General features: G+C 31.6%; 19 protein-coding genes. 4 read left to right on the top strand and 15 right to left on the bottom strand.

Translation table 11 applies throughout. From position 1 onward, the window contains the following. Positions 1-222 precede the first annotated feature (222 nt). From L8T27_RS27865 to L8T27_RS27855, 3 genes are all read left to right on the top strand, one after another. Positions 223-1,083, top strand: coding sequence for an abortive infection system antitoxin AbiGi family protein (locus L8T27_RS27865; RefSeq protein WP_127739874.1), 861 nt, complete (start codon positions 223-225; stop codon positions 1,081-1,083). A gap of 2 nt (positions 1,084-1,085) precedes the next feature. Further along, a complete protein-coding gene (locus L8T27_RS27860; protein WP_127739875.1) occupies positions 1,086-2,288 on the top strand; it encodes an abortive infection system toxin AbiGii family protein in 1,203 nt (400 codons plus the stop codon). A gap of 300 nt (positions 2,289-2,588) precedes the next feature. Next, the gene (locus L8T27_RS27855; protein WP_127739876.1) at positions 2,589-3,755 is read left to right on the top strand and encodes a tyrosine-type recombinase/integrase; all 1,167 of its coding nucleotides are present in this window, start codon (positions 2,589-2,591) and stop codon (positions 3,753-3,755) included. 101 nt (positions 3,756-3,856) lie between these two features. Here the strand turns inward: L8T27_RS27855 and L8T27_RS27850 are convergent, their stop codons facing one another. The 15 genes from L8T27_RS27850 to L8T27_RS27780 all read right to left on the bottom strand — a co-directional run bounded on the left by L8T27_RS27850 (position 3,857) and on the right by L8T27_RS27780 (position 16,970). After that, positions 3,857-4,999 (bottom strand): DUF3800 domain-containing protein, encoded by a 1,143-nt coding sequence (locus L8T27_RS27850; RefSeq protein WP_127739877.1) that lies wholly within the window; start codon positions 4,997-4,999, stop codon positions 3,857-3,859. A 111-nt stretch (positions 5,000-5,110) separates the two neighbouring features. After that, on the bottom strand, positions 5,111-6,415 hold the full coding sequence (locus tag L8T27_RS27845; protein ID WP_127739878.1) for an RES family NAD+ phosphorylase: 1,305 nt from the start codon (positions 6,413-6,415) through the stop codon (positions 5,111-5,113). A gap of 311 nt (positions 6,416-6,726) precedes the next feature. Continuing rightward, a complete protein-coding gene (lepB, locus tag L8T27_RS27840; protein WP_127739879.1) occupies positions 6,727-7,215 on the bottom strand; it encodes a signal peptidase I in 489 nt (162 codons plus the stop codon). A 60-nt stretch (positions 7,216-7,275) separates the two neighbouring features. Next, positions 7,276-7,758, bottom strand: coding sequence for a hypothetical protein (locus tag L8T27_RS27835; protein ID WP_127739880.1), 483 nt, complete (start codon positions 7,756-7,758; stop codon positions 7,276-7,278). Positions 7,759-7,849: 91 nt separating this feature from the next. Next, a complete protein-coding gene (locus L8T27_RS27830) occupies positions 7,850-8,080 on the bottom strand; it encodes a hypothetical protein (RefSeq protein WP_127739881.1) in 231 nt (76 codons plus the stop codon). Between the two features lie 262 nt (positions 8,081-8,342). After that, a complete protein-coding gene (locus L8T27_RS27825; RefSeq protein ID WP_127739882.1) occupies positions 8,343-8,726 on the bottom strand; it encodes a topoisomerase C-terminal repeat-containing protein in 384 nt (127 codons plus the stop codon). A gap of 53 nt (positions 8,727-8,779) precedes the next feature. Beyond that, positions 8,780-10,108 (bottom strand): DNA topoisomerase, encoded by a 1,329-nt coding sequence (locus tag L8T27_RS27820; protein WP_127739883.1) that lies wholly within the window; start codon positions 10,106-10,108, stop codon positions 8,780-8,782. A gap of 24 nt (positions 10,109-10,132) precedes the next feature. Further along, a complete protein-coding gene (locus L8T27_RS27815; RefSeq protein WP_127739884.1) occupies positions 10,133-10,447 on the bottom strand; it encodes a hypothetical protein in 315 nt (104 codons plus the stop codon). A gap of 65 nt (positions 10,448-10,512) precedes the next feature. Beyond that, the gene (locus L8T27_RS27810; protein WP_127739885.1) at positions 10,513-10,947 is read right to left on the bottom strand and encodes a hypothetical protein; all 435 of its coding nucleotides are present in this window, start codon (positions 10,945-10,947) and stop codon (positions 10,513-10,515) included. A gap of 130 nt (positions 10,948-11,077) precedes the next feature. Beyond that, positions 11,078-11,677 (bottom strand): hypothetical protein, encoded by a 600-nt coding sequence (locus L8T27_RS27805; protein WP_127739886.1) that lies wholly within the window; start codon positions 11,675-11,677, stop codon positions 11,078-11,080. A 173-nt stretch (positions 11,678-11,850) separates the two neighbouring features. Further along, the gene (locus tag L8T27_RS27800) at positions 11,851-12,414 is read right to left on the bottom strand and encodes a hypothetical protein (protein ID WP_127739887.1); all 564 of its coding nucleotides are present in this window, start codon (positions 12,412-12,414) and stop codon (positions 11,851-11,853) included. Next, a complete protein-coding gene (locus L8T27_RS27795) occupies positions 12,415-13,107 on the bottom strand; it encodes a hypothetical protein (RefSeq protein WP_127739888.1) in 693 nt (230 codons plus the stop codon). Between the two features lie 269 nt (positions 13,108-13,376). After that, positions 13,377-14,099, bottom strand: coding sequence for a hypothetical protein (locus L8T27_RS27790; RefSeq protein ID WP_127739889.1), 723 nt, complete (start codon positions 14,097-14,099; stop codon positions 13,377-13,379). A gap of 1,119 nt (positions 14,100-15,218) precedes the next feature. Then, positions 15,219-15,755, bottom strand: a complete 537-nt coding sequence (locus L8T27_RS28860; protein ID WP_127739890.1) for an RsfA family transcriptional regulator — start codon at positions 15,753-15,755, stop codon at positions 15,219-15,221. Between the two features lie 168 nt (positions 15,756-15,923). Then, on the bottom strand, positions 15,924-16,970 hold the full coding sequence (locus tag L8T27_RS27780) for a DnaA N-terminal domain-containing protein (protein ID WP_127739891.1): 1,047 nt from the start codon (positions 16,968-16,970) through the stop codon (positions 15,924-15,926). A 1,309-nt stretch (positions 16,971-18,279) separates the two neighbouring features. Between L8T27_RS27780 and L8T27_RS27775 the strand changes: the two genes are divergently transcribed. After that, a complete protein-coding gene (locus L8T27_RS27775) occupies positions 18,280-19,467 on the top strand; it encodes a replication initiation protein (protein ID WP_127739892.1) in 1,188 nt (395 codons plus the stop codon). Positions 19,468-19,484: the final 17 nt, after the last annotated feature.

Below are 19,484 nucleotides of genomic sequence, written 5' to 3'. Positions count from 1 at the left end.
GTAAATAAGAGTATGTTAGCCCAAAGGCTGCTGAGTTTATTAGTTGAGACTGCTAATCTAAGTAGATTGCAAGAAAAAGTAAAATATAAAATATATACAATATTATTTTACTTCAATAGCTAAGTATTTTCAAATAGAAATTTTGAATAATTCATCTAAAACCCTCTTATAAAGTATAATATATGTAACTAGTTATACTATTATCAGTGAAAGGATTATCAAATGACTATCTTAGATAAAGAAAAAATACAGGTAATTAATCTTCAAAACAACCCAAGTCTTAATAGTGAGCAAATTTATATCCCATCTAAACAAAGTGCCAACGTTTTGTTTAGATTTATGAACAAATTAGAATTCCTAGAAGATATTATTTTAAAAAAGGCAATAATTCCAAGATACTACGAAGAGAAACTAGATTATTTACAACTTGATAGCCTAGAAAAAATCGCAATTCCCATGAGTTGTTTTTGTGATATCCATTTAAATAAACTTGCTCCTCACATGGAAAATTACGGATTATACGGGATAGGATTGAGTAAAGAATGGGGAATTAAAAGAGGAATTCAACCGATACATTACGTTAATCAACATTCTAATTTACTATCAGATTTCAAAGAAGTTATTAATAAAACTCTTTCTGCACAAACGGAAGAAGAAAGAAGTACCTATACAGTTTATAACAATCTAATTTTACATCAATTATTTTATATGAAACCAATCGAAGGAGAAATGAGATATTCAGTTCAGAACAAAAGTAAGTACGAAAAAAGAAATTTCCACGATGAAAAAGAATGGAGATTTATACCTAATATAAATGGAATAGATACAGATCTTCCCCTGGTTATTAGTCAAGACCATTTAAATCCCAAAAGTTATAATACTTATTCAGATGGATTACGCCATAAGCCGGAGTTGTGGCTGGATTTTGAATATGATGCCATTAAATATATTATAGTGAATGATCAAGCAGATAGAAGTGAATTGATTTCATACATTGTCCATAACTGTAAAATAAGCGAAATAGAAAAGTACACCCTAATTTCAAAGATTTTAGTTTTTAATGAATTAAAAGAGGATTGGTGATTATGTTTACAAATTTTGAAAAAGCATTTTTTAAGCAAAATGAAATAGATCAAAAAATCCCTGCCGAAGTAATGCAATCTTTAAATGAAAAATTACCAGAGGGGTTTGTTTATACAGACTTAGGAGAAGGAGCTGCCGGACTCTTACCTAATACCGGAGGCGACTTCCAGCTTTCAGGTTTTAGTGTTCAATTGCCAGCTGATCTCCCTGATGATTTAAAACCATCAACTTTCTTTGAATTAATAGAATATATGTATAGAACGCAAACAAAAATTAAACTTATATCTAAAAATAATATTATAAAAATTAACAATAAAGAATTTGATATAGATGAATTACTAAAGCTCCCTTTTTCTGATTTGGAAGTAAGAGATTCTGAATTCTATATGGTGCCTAAACCATTTCAAAATCCCTTCAAAGTTATCCTAGAAAGTGATGAAGTTAAGCGGGAGTTTTTAATGAAAAGACAACCATATCCACACATGCATAAAAGTCTATTCAAAAGTATTGATAATAGTGTATTAGAAATTTCTTATTTAATCGATGAAATAAATAATCAAATTAAATTTAACTTTACATTAGATATTGATAAAACGAAGGACATCAAACAGTTGATAGAAGCATTAAAAATATATAAAGCTTGTATGAATGGACACATAAAAATAAATAAACAACCACTACCTCAAGCAACAGATAGTAAAACTGAATTAACTTCAATCGATGAAAATATTAATTTCTGGGTAAAGGTTTTGAAACTCCAAAGCTTATTAGGGGTAAATTTTATACCTACGTCAGAAATAAAACACAACGATGTTTTATTAGTCGAGGAACTTTATCGCTCCTTATATGAAAACAAGCCATTTAAGGAATATATTAAATTAAATGATTTAACCCTTAATGGAGTACGTGGAGTTAACCCTAAGGAATTAATAGATCAAAGCTTATCATTCCAATTTATAAGGAATAGCAAAAAAGAATTATTTGGTTGTGAAATCGAGCTTTTCAGCTTGATTGGCTACTTCGATTTTAAAGTTATTGGTGTTAATATATTAGATAATGATAAATACATGTTAGAAACTGAACCTACACCAACAAAAAAAACCTTTCAGACAACCATACACTTTATCAATGAAATAAATGCTAAAAGGTACCAAGAAGAAAAGGATATGGATGTTTTTCAAAACGCAGAAGAAATAATTTTATAAGTTACTGGACAGCAGATTACCTGCTGTCTTTTTATTTTTATATAAATATATTATTTTTTACGTTATTATTAACATTATAATTAAATATAAAAGTTATAATAGTTTATATATAATAGACAAATAAACTGTTTTTCTATATATCCCTAGATTATTATAATTTATCTAATTAACTTTAAAGATATTATAAATGTATTAACTTTATATTTAAATAACAAAAATTTATTAAATATTTATTAACTTAAAATAAATAAAATAAAAAACTATGCCTTTTATTCAAATTTTAAAAAAGAGGATAAACTTATGAACAATTACCCTACTAATCACAAAATTACAAACAATAGTATAATTAACTTCGAAAATTTCAATAATACAAAAGAATTAACAACCTTTATGTTAAACGAAAAATTATATACAAGATTATTAGTAGAGACAGATTTTTTAGATAATCCCAATGCCCTCCAATTTAGCGATCTAGAAATGATATATCTATTTGTACATAATAAAAAAGACATGAATGAAAAAAAGAACAGAATGACGAACACTAAGCAAGAGTACTTAAGAGATCTTTTAATTATTTATAAACAACTTTTAGAAAACCTAACTACTTTCCAAATTAAATTAAGCTATCAAGTATTGGGCCATGCTCCTTCCTTATTTCAATCGTTAACTCATAGCAATTTAAGAAAGTATCAAGAATGGTTGTTAACAGCTCCTTTAGGAAAAGGCGGAAAGCCTTATGCAGCTGCAACATTAAACCGAAAAATGATTATCCTTAAAAGTTTTTTATCTTACCTATATATAAATGAATATATAAAAATCCCCTTACATGAAAAGATGTTAAGCAGCAACGTGAGGGATGCAGATATTCCAAATAGAGACCTTAGCTCAAATGAGGTTCTTCAATTACTTGACTACTTTAAAGGACACCCAATTCTTCATTGTTTTATTGCCGTCCTTTCTACAACAGGCTTAAGGATTCGAGAATTGTGTAGTAGCCGGATTTCAGATATTACTTATCAAGATGGTGATTACTGGTTGAATGTAATGGGGAAAGGAAGGAAACAACGAGAGGTTCTATTGCACCCTAATATAATAGAAGAAATTAGATTGTTTAGGATAAGAAGAAGATTAGAATTCAAACTAGATACTACCGATGATTCTCCTATTTTTACAACTGCTACCGGAAACCCTTATAACTATAAATACTTGTCTAACTACTTAACGAAGCATATTAATAAGGCCGACATTACATTTATCAAAATACGCAGAACACCAATAACGCCTCACTTCCTGCGTCATGCTTATGCAATAATAAGTGCGGAGAACGGAGCAACATTAGAATCAATAAGTCCTAGTTTGGGCCACTCAAGCTATCGAACAACAGCTCGTTATTTAGAAAAACGACTATCACGTAAAAACAGTGCTTCTCATACATGGAAGAATTCAAATATAATTAATAGTCTCTGACAAGGGATTAGACTTAGAACAATTAAATAGATGGAATTTATTTAATTTATTAAAAAATATAAACATAAAAGGGATTGCTTCTTTAGCAAACCCTTTTATGTTTATATTCCCTTCCTTTTAAAACTTACCAGATCAAAGAAACAGCTTATTTTGTCTGCTGTGTGTAAATCACCGGACCAATGTTGAAAGGCTTTATTTTCTTGTAGAGAATTCTCAAGTATACCTACAAACCTCACAGTATTACCTGATTCTAACTCACCACAAGCCTCAAAATCCTCTTTAATCTTTTCAATGCTAGAGTTATTAAGATACCTTAACCAAGTTCTTAATATACCAGCTACTATGTCAGAGAGCTGTGTAAATTTATTTTCATGTGAATGTAAAAATTTATAGTTATTAAGCGGTATATCATTTATTAACATTGATACACTATTAATCTTTTCTTCAATAGTTGCCTCTTCATCAAAATAGTGATATGAGTTTTTAAATATTATTATTCTAGTTAAATATATGTCTTCAAAAGAGGATATTAATTCTAGATTTTTATTATTTTCCAACAATTGAAGACCATCATTTCTGGCAGATTTTAAGGATTGACGAAAGTACTCCATTAAAAAATCCTCTTGCCAATCCTCAAATTCTTTATCAGAAAGCCAATTCAAAATACTTTCAACAAAACCATTAACATCCGTAATGTTTGGATAGTTATAGTATCTTAAAATAGAAATAAAGTTCTCCTGATCGATTTTGATATATTTATATAATATAGTTTTCAGCTGTGTAAGCATCTCTCTAGGTAATAAGTAAACTTCCCCTAAGGTATCAATTAAATCCACTAGGCCATAATACAAATTATCTCTATATGAATAATGTATCCAAATCTTATTGTCTTCTATCCATTTTAGAACTAATCCTATCTTTTTTGCTTTCATAGTTGAATAAAAATCTTTAGCCCCATTTGAAGCTTGCTTAAATTTTATTTCTTTCATGTTTTTCTGAGTTATTAACTGAGCAAATAACTGTTCTACTTTTTCATTAGATATGTGATTTTCACTTCTATGTACTATTCCACCAAGAATGAAAAAATCATTTTCATTTACATTAAAACCTTCATTTGTAATTTTAAATTTCTTAGGATTATTTGTCTCATCATAAAAAAAGGAATAATTAATATCTACATTTTTCAAATCATTCATCTGAATAGCTCTTTCTCTTTGTAAAGAGACGTCCAAAATAGTCATCATTAAATATTACCCTTCTATTTACATATTGAAGACTTCCGATTTGTGCATGTTAATCTTAATTCCACCTATATCGCTTCAATTCACCATAATCAGATTTTCAAATTAATTACTTTATGCACTCAATAACTCATATAATGATACTAATCTGAACCAATTATATTGATAATCAAAAAAGACATAATTATAAACATCATCGTTAAACTTACTTCGGTATACAATACCAGTTATACCTTTACTTTTTGCACATTGGGCTATAAAGTTTGGGACAAGATAATCTAAGCCAGAGGAGCTTTCCAAGCTATAAGTGCAAAACTCAACAAGTGGATGCTTTTTATTAGTTAAATCAATCATTTTTACTGGCTCGATTAACTCCCATTCAATTACATCAACCGTTGTATCTTTATCTTTTACACACTCTCTAATAGCAATCTCTTTATTATCACAAGTATATAATTCTCCTTGCCCTACAACATTATATCTACCTTGTTTCGATAATCCGAAAGGTGCCGAAAACATTTCTGGTTGTGTATATGGGATTGGTCGCTTCTTTTTATCTCTTGGTCTTGCCCTAAATAATTTTATATTCTTCTCTAAACTAATAGTTTTTACAGTGTCTAGTTGCTCTATAATTCTGCGACCTACCTCGTGTTCTCCTCCAAGCATTGGATAATCTGCCAAATGCAAATAAAACGAAACAGCTTCATTTTTAGAAATACTCTCTAAAAGATCCGTAGCCCCAACGGTACTTACAAATGATTTGACAGGTATTTCTTCTTTACCACTGCTTTTTACAATAATAGTATTAAACTTATTGTTCTCAATATTTGATTTAATAGAATAATCATCTGGTGAAATACCTTTAAAAATTTTATTAGCAGATTTATTATCTACATTAGAATAAAATTGATTTAATGTTTGTATCGGAACAACAAGATTCTTAGAAAATTTAACGGAGCTAATCTTATTAGATGTTGTGCTCAAAGCAGTTGAGATTCCAGTTATAGATTTACCTACAGAAGCAGTTTTCCAAGTATCTAAGATCTCTGTTATTGGTTTTCTTACAGAAGTTGCAGTCTTCCAGGCCTCTAAGACTTCCGTTATTGGTTTTCTTACAGAAGTTGCAGTCTTCCAAGCATCTAAGATTTCCGTCATTGGTTCACTTACAGAAGTTGCAGTTTTCCAAGCATCTAAGATATCCGTCGTAGGTTTACCTACAGAAGTTACAGTTTTCCAAGTATCCAAGATTTCTGTTATTGGTTTCCTTAAAGAGGTTGCAGTTTTCCAAGCATCCAAGATTTCCGTTGTAGGTTTACCTACAGAAACAGTTTTCCAAGCATCTGAGATTTCTGTTGATGTTTGGTTAATCAACATTGATTCAACTAATGATTCGGTCTTATCTTTGTTTTCATTGGTCATATATTAGCTCCTGATTTCGAATTAAATATACAAAGAGTATTATAAATTTTCATTTACATTATTAATATACCAGATTCTAGCAGAAAATCTAAATATAGATTAACCTTAAAACCAAAATAATTTTACATGATATTCTAAAAGGCAACCTTAAAAATCTAATCGTCCAATAGTTAATAAAGCTTACAAGATAAAAAGGTAGCAATTAAGCTCTAAACCTGCATATAATACTTATCGTATTAGCCTTCATTAAACGTTTAATAATAATCATATTTACATTTTAAACGTAAACATATAACAGCCAATTTTATGATTTATAATCCAGTTATTGGCCATATTTTAAAAGATGCTTCCCCTAATATATGCGAAATTGGAAGGGTTCCAAATACTCGACTATCCGTACTATGATCTCTATTATCACCCATAACAAAAATTTCACCATCTGGTATACTCATAGTTTCAAAATCCTCAGTTTCTTCCTTTAGAAAAGACTCCTTAACTATTCTTCCATTAACATATAAATGGTTATTTTTATATTCTAATATTTCACCGGGTAAACCTATAACACGTTTGATTAATACGGAATTATCCGGAAGGGTAAACATGATGATATCAAAACGTTTTGGTTCCCCTATTTTATAACTAACCTTATTCAACAGAACATAATCATGGTCATTTAAAGTTGGATACATGGACTCCCCATCTACCTTACCTAAGGAAAAGAAGTAAGATCTTATAACAAATAGACAGATACATGCGACAATAAATACAAGAAGTTTATTTCTAATATATTTCTTATTCATTAAACGGTACTCCTAATTAAGCTAGTGGTTTTTCAAAGTTATAAATGATATGTTGCTGGTTCAACGTATCCGATGTAATAAAGTCTGCTCTACAATATCATCTATCACACCATGTTTATCCTGTTCCCCTATAGTTGGATTGGACATCTTATTTTTCTGGAATTGAACATAAGATCTTGTCAGATATTTAGTTAGAATAGCTTCTGTTTGTTCTAAAAACAATTTTGCATGGTAAGCACTTTTAAAAGTTATTACTGTCCCTTCTAGCAATTCATTAAAGGTACGTGTGGTATAAATCATCTTTTCAAATTGACTATTATATGGGTACATCCTTAATTTAATGTTTTTCTCGCGCTCTTTCAGTTTTACGCTGAAGTCTCCACCATTAAATTTTGGTTTCAACAAGATATATTCTAAGAATTTGTTATTAATAACACTTACCTTAATCCTTAAGTTATGGCACCGGTTTGCACTATCTTCATGATCATGTTGGAATTCATGTTCTATGGAAAGTATTTTTAATTTTGGTTTATGTAAATTCATATGTTTTCCTTTCTTTCTATGTTTTTAAATGCATTTATTTAGCTTTATATTAAAAAACTTCTCCCCTTAGAGGTAACGCCTGTTTCAATCGTTAAATCCAATCATAAACATCCTCTAAGGTAAAATGAGATTCTGATAAAGTTTCTGGAAATGACTCTTCTTGCTCTAATATCCTATGCATTTTATTAAGAGCTTCTGGCATTACGCCAAAACTGAATAAGTATCTATGCTTCACTGAGTTACTCTCTCTATAGGATTGCCTAACATAAATATAAAATTTCCCTTTTGTATATTTCTTTGTAAGATAGCCTGCTTTACCCATTTAACCCCTCACTTCGCCCTGTTTCCCCTACATAAACTTATATGGTCCGTGTAGGGTAAACCACGTTTTAAATATGGATTTATCGCCGTTATAAGTAAGTGATAACAATCTTAAGCCAGCCTAATATAGATATCCATAAAGGAACACTCAAAAGAGTTCCCCAAAATAACCCAACACTAAAGCTGCCGTCAGAATGATTCCATGTTACAACCTCTTTCATATGCTGTTTTTTCGTTACTGAAATTTATAGACAATGCTTTGTTTAATAGAATCCCAAGGTTCCATCTTTACCATTCTTTTTGAATCCCTTAATTAGAGATGTTGTACCGGTTGTAAGTAGTTTCTCTATATTAACCTTGGTGATGGTTACGCCTGCCTTCTGTTTGGGAATGCTAAAAGTACAGTTATTGGCGGAATAATTACTGCATCCATAAAATTTATCTCTCTCTATTAAATTTCCACCACAAGATAAACATCGTCCTATCTCTTTTGGTACTATATCCTGAATTAATTGCTCAGAGAAGTTCCAAGTCTTAGATTTCTCCTTTAATTCATTAAGAACAATCAAACTCATCTTTTCTGTTCTTTTTAAAAAATCATCAACCGAAGCTTTCCCATTTTTTATATCATCCAGATACCTTTCCATACGTCCTGTAGTTAGAACCGAAGTTAAATAACTATTCGCTCCTAAAGCCTCAATTAAAACCCTTCCTGCAGGTAGTAATAAACCTGATTATCTTGAACAGATATGTATTTATCTTTAACTTTGTTTATAATTTCATGTATGGTAGCGGCAGTTCCTAACACTAGTTCTTTATTCTTGAAATCCTCTTTTTCCCTGACCCAATTACCAGCGTTACTCATTATCTTGATAAGATCTCCATCTGTAAATCTAGGTTTTGGTTTTGTAAATCCTTCTTCTAATGAATGAGATAAGAGTATTCCTGTTTCTCCCTCATGTACAAGAGGAAGCATCTTCATTTCTAACTCTGTGTCTTCTTGTTCATCAAGGGATTTATTATATAGTTGTTTCCAACCATTTTGTGTGATTACTTTCCCGTTTGCCTTAAATGTAAATTGGTCATCGATAGAGAGGATCATTTCTCTAGACTGATATATGTGGTCTGGATAATGAGCAGCGATTAATGATTTAACAATTAAATCGTAGATCAGTCTCTCTTTACTACTAATGAATGAGTAATTACTAACATCCTCTGTAGGAAGAAGCGCAAAGTGATCCGAAACCTTAGAAGAATCTACATACCTCTTGTCATCTGTAATATCCTTCATAGCATCATTTAGGAGCGGTTTGTAATCCTCTAACTCATTTAGCTTTCGTAGAATATCAGGGAGTGTAGCTGCTTCCTCCGCTGTTAAGTAACAACTATCAGTCCTTGGGTAAGAAACGAGCTTCCACTTCTCATATAACGATTGTAAAAGCTTTAGCACGCGATCCGAAGAAAACTTATATAATTGATTAGCCTTTGATTGCAGAGTGGATAGACTAAATAGTTGAGGCGGCTTAACGATGTGCTCCTTCTCTTCAATGGAATAAACCTTTGGGCTTTTATTCTGGCAGAAATCCCTTACTAATAAGGCAGCTTCCTTATTAAAAATGTGACTTTCCTTATCGTTAAACCACTTTGCTGTTATGGTTCCATTCTTAAATTGTGTAGAAATGTAGAAGTCCCAATAAGATTCACTTTCAAATGTTTCAATTTCTAATTCTCTTTGATAAACAATTCCCATTAAACTGGTTTGTACTCTTCCAGCATTCATTGTTATATTCAAACCTTTTTCACCCATCAAAGTCGTTAACGCTCTTGTTGTATTGATCCCAATTAACCAATCAGCTCTTTGCCTCGCAATACCCGCTTGATATAAATGATTGTATTCCTTATTACTCTTCAGGGATTTAAACGCTGTCTCTACTCCATTTTTCGTGAGGGATGAGGTCCATAAACGTTTCACAGGCTTTTTGTTTCCTAAGTAATATAAAATTTCATCTATGAGCAGTTGTCCCTCCATGGCTGAATCTCCAGCATTAACAATTTATTTAATGGATGGATCCTTTAGAAATTTTCGAAACGTTTGTAAGGAACGATTTTTACTAGGAATAACCTTTAATTTAAATGTTCTAGGTACGATAGGTAAGTCTTTAATATTCCACGACTTAAGAGATTCATCATAGTCTCCAGGATTATAAAGTTCTAAAATATGACCAACTGCAGATATAAAGACAGCGGAATCAGGAAATGTCTTGCATGGTTCCACTAAGATATGATCACCTACCTTTTTATGTGGAAATGGTGCTACTAATTGATTCATCTGAATAGGCTTTTCGCAACAAACTAACACTTTCCCCAAAATCTCTCTCCTCTTTTCTGGTTAACTTTTAAGCTTTAGGAAGCGGCAATGGTATCTATTGTTCTTTAAATGCATTGGTTCTCTATTTTGTTTTGGTGGTAACGGTTATAATGTATCAAAATGGAAGCACCCACTTCTGGATGAACAAAATACTCATTGTTTTCTAGAATGTCTTCTATCGCTTGCTTCATTTCTGAAGCACTCATATTTTTAGAGAGAAACCCTGTAAATAAGTGAAGATCTTCCGGCAATTCAGGACCGTCCTTAAGTATCACTAATTTTGCGCCATCTCTCTTTTGGTTTTCTAGCTGAGTAAAGGAAGAAGCTTCTTTTAGATGGGTTGAGGTTACTACGATTAATCTAGGTGATTCATCATTAACCTTAAGATCACTTTTAGATATAACAGAGTATTTTGCTCCAAACATAATATCTATCACATCTTTTAATCCACTTTCGAAGCTAATGTTACTGCCTCCTACTACACAGATATCTGCACTCATAAATAATTCTCCTTTTTAATAAAAAAAGACCCTTTTCCAAAAAAACACATGCTGCATGTGCTTCAATGAAAAAGGGTCCTTCCCTTGATTTATGATATTGATTTCATTATAATCCAACAACATTACCTTATCAATAGCTTCTTTTCCAATTGCGTGGTCTAGGATAACGGGTTTTAGTTATATCGCCATTGAATATAAGCGCATATTGACCATATCCTTCCTCATCTACTACCCAGGCAATTCTAGATGCAAGGCCTAATGATGATTTATGGTCATGAAGAGGAATTGGTGAACGATATACATTTGCATGCCATCTTTTTTCTACCTCATCAACATCTTTAACGATAGAAAATTTGTTTGCAGATCCGTTTATAATCCAGCAACCGTAGGTTCCACATGGGGCGACAAACCAGGTAGCATCTAAGTCCGGTTTCATAGGATATTTAGAAGCATCTAATATTGCTTTTTGCTCCAATACTTCTTTTAACATGGAGTCATCGTCAATATTGTTAAGTGCCTTTGGTTTAGGTCGCTCATAATTCTCATCAGGAACTATTTTACTGAGGAAGTGAGTGCATCCCAACACTTCATATGTACTATCTACATTTACATTCGATTTAATCGAGCAGCTTTCGGTTATTTCATCATAATATTCACAAGAGTTTCTACAAGTTAGTTTTTCCTCTGTATTTTCTTGGTTTGTTGTATTATTTACAACCAATTTCAGCAATGTTATCACCTATTATTCAAAATATCTGCAGCTCGCTTAATTCTGTCCTTTTTTAGTAAAGGCATATCATTAGTAACACCCGTTTTTAACAACTTTTCTACGTGGATTATCTAATATCATTTTAACTTCTGATTCATTTACCTTATATCGAGCTGGCATACTTGTACTTCTCCTTACACTGCTCCAAATACTACTGGCATGATGCTTGTTAAGACAAATAATAATCCAGCAGCTACCCATAATCTTTTACTCCATCGCCCGAACTCTGGATGTTTTAAAAATTTAAAGAAAAGGAACATGGCGAATCCTATGAGAACCATCCCTAAAACGGTAAAATAACCAGTAGTACGAATTAAACGAATCACATCTGATGCAATCAGTGTAACATTTGTGCTGTTAATTGTAAATAACAAGATTAGAAAAATTCTAATTAAGAAGAATGCGATTGGCACCCATATCAGTAATCCAGTAGATCCCTTCATTACTTGCCCTGTTTTAGTGATAATAGAGTAACCTAACCTTACAACTCCAAATAAAAACATTAACACAAAGATAGCAGAGAAAAGGAAGGAAACTGTAGGAGCATATGCATTAATATTCGATGTCCAATTTACAACATCACTACTAAAAGATGATCCTTGATTAAAATTAATAGGGCTTGCGAATGCTTGAATGGGAAAAGCTATAGCTGCCACTAATAGCATTAGTAAAGGTATTCCTCGCTTTTTTATATTCATTTAGTATTCCTTCTTCGAATCATTTTTAAATCGGAAGGAAGTAGTAGATTCATAGGATATATTAGCCATACGCCCATTTAGCACTTGTAAATGCTCTACATATTTGTAATCTTTTTTTCCGTAATCAATTATTTTATCTGCAGTGGCCATCCATTGATTCAAGCATTGATGATTAATTCCTGGGTTATCTTTGAGATGAGGAACTATTTTCTTCCCTTCGATCTCCAAGATAAAGTCCACTTTGGTAACCATATGGTTATTACCAAAGAAAACAACTTCTTTCACAAAGGATTGAAACTTAACAACCCTCATAAATGGATTATATAGAACCTCTTGTACTCTATGCTTATTTCCATTGCATTCAACAGGAACTGGAACCGTTACTACTAGTCTAACCTTATTATGTTCCATGTCTCCTTCCGGCAGTACCTTTAAATTCGCAGTAAAATTAATATTTAAGGCTTCGCACATTGGTGAGATCCAGTTGAAATCAGCATAAACCAAATTATCTTCAATTGCTTCGTAATAATCATCAGTTTGGTTAATCCCTTGAATACCTTTTCCATCCAACAACAGTGATTGTTCACGAGCACTATATTTCAAGTGAAAACTATTAAGGTTGTACTTTTTCTCCCTTAGTACATTTATGATGGTGTTAATATTTTCTTCTGTTAGCATTGGCTGAATAGTCACTACAACTATCCCCTTTCCTGTTTATTGCAGTTTTCTTTCCTTGCTTACTTTATACATTATAGACATATAAATAACTCAACTTTGTCGAATTTTGTCAAAAACAAGCATCTTTTGACTCACTAAATAAAATACACAATAAATCTTTAGACTCATTTTGATGCAATGTCTATTTTTTTATGTATTTAATACCATAGGAACATCTGCTCCAAATATACATAAAGATATATATTTGGAGCAGAAGGTGACCATGATTGGTCACTTCCTACAAACTATATAGCTCTTGAATAGCTGTTATTGAATTCTATTTCTTCGTCCGGAATGAGATAATCTTCCGATATAGTTGAATCTAAAAATGTAATATTTAATACTTCAATGTTTCTTCCATGGCGGATGACATCAACAGCTAACAAGTCACCTCGTTTCAACCCCTGTGCATCCTCTCCAGCGTTTATCCAAGCGCGATGGCCATCAGATACATGTAAGTATTCTTCTTCTGTACCAATGATCGACACCACCCAATGTTGTTCACCTTCTAAACAATCTCCTATTTTTGCGGATGCTAATTGTTCAAAATTTGCTGATGAAACATCAGAAGTATCGCCATTATCTGAATCATAGTCTGATAAACTGATACAATCAGAATCAATCTTTTTATCGAATAGAACATTTCCTTCTACTTCTTTCTCTTGAATTGATTCAAAACTAGAAAGCTCTAATTGCAATTCCGCTAGTAAAGCTTCAGCCTCTTGGTTTAGTTCCGTTTTTACTACAAGAGGTTTTGACAAAATTGTAGGTTCCTCAATCTGTGCAGTTACAGCATCATCTGTAGAGAATTCTTCCTCTTCCATCTCAAAACAATAAAACTCTCTAGGATATAACTCATTTTGCAAAAAGTAATTTTTCATTCTTAAATCCGTACAATAAACAAAAAATATATTTTCAATTAGGTAATATAGGCATACAAGCCAATCCATGGTTATTGTAATCGTCATAAATTTTTCCCCCTTATGATTAAAGAAGCGCAAATGCTAATTGTCCACTGATAACTGCATTTTTCTTCTTTTTGATTTTATTGATATCATCGTTAGTCATTTCAAATAATGATATTTGCTCTATTTCTTTGATCCTTGTACTTTCTTTCCTTTCGATTTCTGTTAGATAACCAACTATCTCCCCATCTGCAACACTATCCCTGCCAAAGGCTTCTTTTCTAAATAGTTTTTAAAGCTATCAACAACTAATTTTTTAGCCTCTTCTAAATTGCCCTCACAATATGTAGTAAAAGTATGAGTCGCTTTTTTAGTATGATCACTGAACCAGTAGTATTGATTCAAACAACCTTGAAAATTCTAAATAAAAGCGAATATTGTTATTCTTCAAGTTGTAGGATATTTGTTTGAACCATAATGAATTACCTGTCCTTTATAGATTGCTATCTTTTTGTTTTGGCTTTTTGCCATGTTAATCTTCCTCACCTTTGTTTTAATTACCATCATCAACCGTTTTAAACGAAAACTAAACGCAAAAAAGCCTTTGGGGTCAATGATAGAAAACAGCTAATTTATTTCAGCTATTCTTATTCATCAACCACAAAGGCTGTAAGTGTATTATTGTCTGTCTGCTAACCCTAAAATGGATTGCACAAAAAAAATAAAAAATAAAAAGTAAATTAATATATGGGTATTATATCCTGTTTATATTAAATGGACAAGCTCTTTTCAGAATAAATCCACGGACGATTTCCCTATATATAATATTTAAATAAATTGTATTTATTAATCTTTGTATTTATTCCGGTTAAAAATTTTTTAATGGTACCTTAAAAATTTTTTAACTTATCATACCTTAAAAAATTTTTGACCTATAAAAATAAGCCGTTTTGATACCTTAAAAAATTTTTAACCTATGAAATTTGATACCTTAAAAATTCTTTAACCCTACCTTAAAAAATTTTTAAGGTAGGGTTAAAAATTTTTTCACCCTGCATTAAAAACTTTTTAAGGTATAAGAGTAATCTAATTGATAGATAAACTAAATGAATTTACATGTCATAAAAACCACTAGTTTATATTGGGAAATGGATTGTAAATAATTCATCTTAAAGTAAGATTTTATTTATTTGTTACCATTTTTCTTGCTTGTTCCATTAGATCAACTAACCCTTTATATGCCTCCTCTTTAGAATGTAATTTCTTCTGTAAATACTTATTTTGATTAATTAATTCATTAATTTTGTCATGTAAATCTTGTTCATGGCTATTACTAACTTCGCTTTGATGATTGAATATTTTCGACTTATTATATATTTCTTTTAAATAATGAATGATGCCGTCAAATTGATCAGCATTTGTTGTTTTAAATACTTGCTCCTCTTCTCTTGAAAGTTCTGTTACTAACTCCTCCACTAGAGGTTTCCCCTGCTTTAGTTGTTTTCTTTGCACTTTTGCTGCTTCTATATTCGATTTATATTGCTTTCTTACGTAAGCATTCCATCTAAATCCACAAGCAGCACTTGTACGAGATAATTGTTTCCCTACTTCTTCAAATGCTTGAAGCTGCGTACTGCCCTCACTAATACTTCGCAGTACAACATCAGCTAATAGTATGTCTTCTTTTTCTGTCCAGGAATCTTGTCTTGTTTTTGGCATAAGAAATCTCTCCTAGTGTTTTTTATTACATATTATTCGGGTCATAGAAAAGTAAGACTCAATTATGTTATTTAAATGATCAATTCCCTCACTTTTATTCAGCTGACAAACAAAACAGAGTAAGATACTAAAATAAAAAAGATGTGCCAGTTAGACACACCTTCGGAATTATTGTTGAATTACTATAGCGTCAATCGATTTATCATACTCTCGAATAGCATTCGAGATGAGATCTGCATATTTATTCTCCAGCCAATCTTTACAAAACTCATTAGGAGCTAGTACATAACAGTTGTTTTGCGTGAGTTTTATAGAAATTCCTTTAAACCATGTATCAAATGAAGGTTTGGAAAGCTTCTTAGACACATAGGTAAGTAGATAATTTAACATATTGGCTTCATGTTTATCCATTTCTGCTTTTCCATAGTCAAGTACTACCTCTTCATTTAATGCTAGAGGTTTGTTATTATTTTTAATAATTTCTCCATATTGTTGCCAGACACGATATATTTCTTCATAGTCCATTTGATTTTCAAGATTTATTTTCTCGTTGTTTCGAATCATTTCATTTACATACTTGTCATGTTCTGCTCTTAACTTTTTAGGAAGTCCTTCCTTTTCTTTTTTCATAGCTTTCTTAATATGAGCCGAAACATTATCTGGAATTTCTAATTCCTTATTCCCTTCAAGTAATGCCTTAGTTAATAAGGGTACTTTCTTTCTGATTTTGAAAATTGGGCCTTCTTCCTTTTCTCTTGATCGGTTTATAACATTGAATTTATAGACAAACCCATATCTCTCCAATATTTCTAAGTAAGCATGTATAGTAGGTCTTGATTTATCCATTTTAAGACTGATCATTTCAAAATTAGGAAAACACCAATCTTTATTCCCATAAGTATATCTTTTTAAGTGGGCATATAAAGCTAAGCCCTCAGCGTTTATAAAGTATCCCCAGTAATCAAATAAATAGTTATTTAGAATGGTAAGCTCTCCGTCAATATAAGGGATATTTTCGCCATAAGCATCTAAGGAAAATTTTCTTACTTCCGTTTCTGAATATACGACCTTATCTAGTTCTGGAACATAGTAAGTTAATTTACTTTCGTCCTGTTTAACTAATTTCATTCTTTGCTCAAGATTCCCCGTATCAATTGTTCTGTAATACTCTAATTTGTCATTTTTTCCTTTTAAGTTTAACTTTTCAGATTCCATACTATCCTCCAGGGATTACCTATTAAAGACATATATGTAGGTTTTTTCTTGAAATTAAATGCTTATGTGATAGAATAAACGGAATGTAATAATTAAGAAAAAACCCCTTGTCGTTTCTATTAACCTCAGGTCCTAAACTGATAGGTTAGTAAATTATAGGTGTTTTTTTTACATTAGTAAACAAAATACATAAAAAGGACCCCACAAGAAAACTACCGTAGCTATAGCTCGGTTTTTTCAGTGTAGGGTCCTTCCCTTTTTGTATACTATTGTTCTTATTATTAAAGCATACTTCTCCTTAAATCTCAATGTCTGTCAACCATCCATGTTTATGAATAATAGAGGTTGTAATAAACACAACACTTTTGGGGTGTAAGTAATTAATAGAAGTAAATCTATTAAATCTATTTAAACTACTACACTTCTCTTTGTTTGTGCTTGTTTATATAAATCTATTTAACTTGTTTATACTTGTTTAACCTGTTTACAGATCTAGCAAACTGTTGGGGCAGTAAGGCTTGAGCAATTAAAGCACAACACTTTTGGGGTGAAAGCACAACACTTTTGGGGCAAAGCACAACACTTTTGGGGTGAAAGCACAACACTTTTGGGGTGTGAAAGCACAACACTTTTGGGGTGAAAGCACAACACTTTTGGGGCAAAGCACAACACTTTTGGGGTGAAAGCACAACACTTTCGGGGTGTAAAAGCACAACACTTTTGGGGTGAAAGCACAACACTTTCGGGGTGAAAGCACAACACTTTCGGGGTGTAAAAGCACAACATTTTTGGGGTGTAAAAGCACAACATTTTTGGGGTGTAAAAGCACAACATTTTTAGGGTGTAAAAAGTAAACGTTCTATTTTCTTAAAACACAACAAATTTGGGGCCAAAACATATCATTTTGACTGATTTAAGTGTGTTCTTAAAGATTAAACACAACATTTTTGGGGTGGTGCATAATGAATATTGTTTAAAACACAACGTTTTTGGGGTGAAATAACACATCTTAGGGTGTAAAGCACCTCATTTAGAGAATTTAGTTTGGAAGATATGTACATATAGAGTACTAACAGCAAAGATAAACACAACACTTTTGGGGTCAATTTACACAGTATCAGAAAATAAAGCCCCTCATTATTAGGATTAGTTTGAACGATGAATACTATTAGAGTACTAACAGCAAGAATAAACACAACACTTTTGGGGTCGGTATTTTATAAATACCTAAAACAAACATTTTTTAGTTTACGTTTGTTTTAGCTTACGATAAAATAAAACTACCAATATTCTAGGAGTATAAATTGTCATGGAAAATAATAGAGAGATTATTTTTAAAGATACAAACTTAGTATCAAAGGCAAACTCAATAGTAGAAGCAACCTATAAGTTAGGGGTAATGGAACAAAAGATAATATCTGTAATAGCTTCTAATATCCATCCCAATGATAAGGATTTCCAAACCTATACTTTTTCTATTAAACAATTCGGGGATTTAATTGGTTCAAAGTCGAAGAACTTATATAAAGAAGTTGATAAGATAACAACCCAATTAATGCAACCCTTTTTATTTATTAACCACGAAGGGAAACCAACCCGTATAGCTTGGTTATCAAAAGCAACTTACAATATAAACGAGGGTTCTGTAACAGTTCGCTTTGATCCAGATTTAAAACCTTTCTTCCTTTTGTTAAATCAGAAATTCACTAGGTATAAACTAGGGAATATTCTGCATCTACGTAGTAACTATTCTATTCGTCTATATGAGCTTTTAAAAAGTTATGAGGGTTTAACAGAGAGAACCTTTACGCTTGAAGAATTACGGGCTAAATTAGGGCTCCAAGACAAATATCCAGTTTGGATTAATTTTAGGCAGAGAGTTATTGATCATGCCCAAGCAGAACTTGCTAAAAAAACAGACATATCCTTTACTTACGATGCAATCCGAAAAGGACGCTCTATACATAAGATAAAGTTTAAAATAAAAACGAACAGTTCTTCTGACCAGATAATAAAGATAGAAGAAGATACTTATTCTCAGGATGTTATTGATATTCAGCGACTTGGTCTAGAAATAGGAATGAATTTGAATAAAAAAGTTATCACTGAATGGCTTAATTACGGAAAGAATAATATCGTTGAGTTGATGCAATCTATTAAATATGACGATACTATAAAAAATCCTATTGGCTATATTTCAGCTGTACTTCCTAAAAAAGCAACAACCGACGAACAACTTGCCTTATTTGACGATGATAAATCCATTCTTATTGAAAAAGCTATCCGGGAATTTATTATGAGTAAGTTACCTAAACGGAAAGTTACAAGAATTGAGAAGATACCACATTATATGCATAGAAATGACGCTTTAGAAATCCTGAAGAAATATTTTGATGAAGAAGAATCTAAAAGAATTTGGGAAGAGCAAGGCGCTGAAATAACTGAAAAACTTTATGAAGAAAGTCAGAGCAAATTGATAAAGGCACCTTCCTTATAAGGTGCCTTTTTATGATC

The sequence above is a fragment of the Niallia sp. Man26 genome (assembly GCF_022049065.2).
Taxonomy (GTDB): Bacteria; Bacillota; Bacilli; order Bacillales; family Cytobacillaceae; genus Niallia.
Note: the sequence above shows the minus strand (reverse complement) of the source record. Positions and strands in the feature narration are given on the sequence as shown.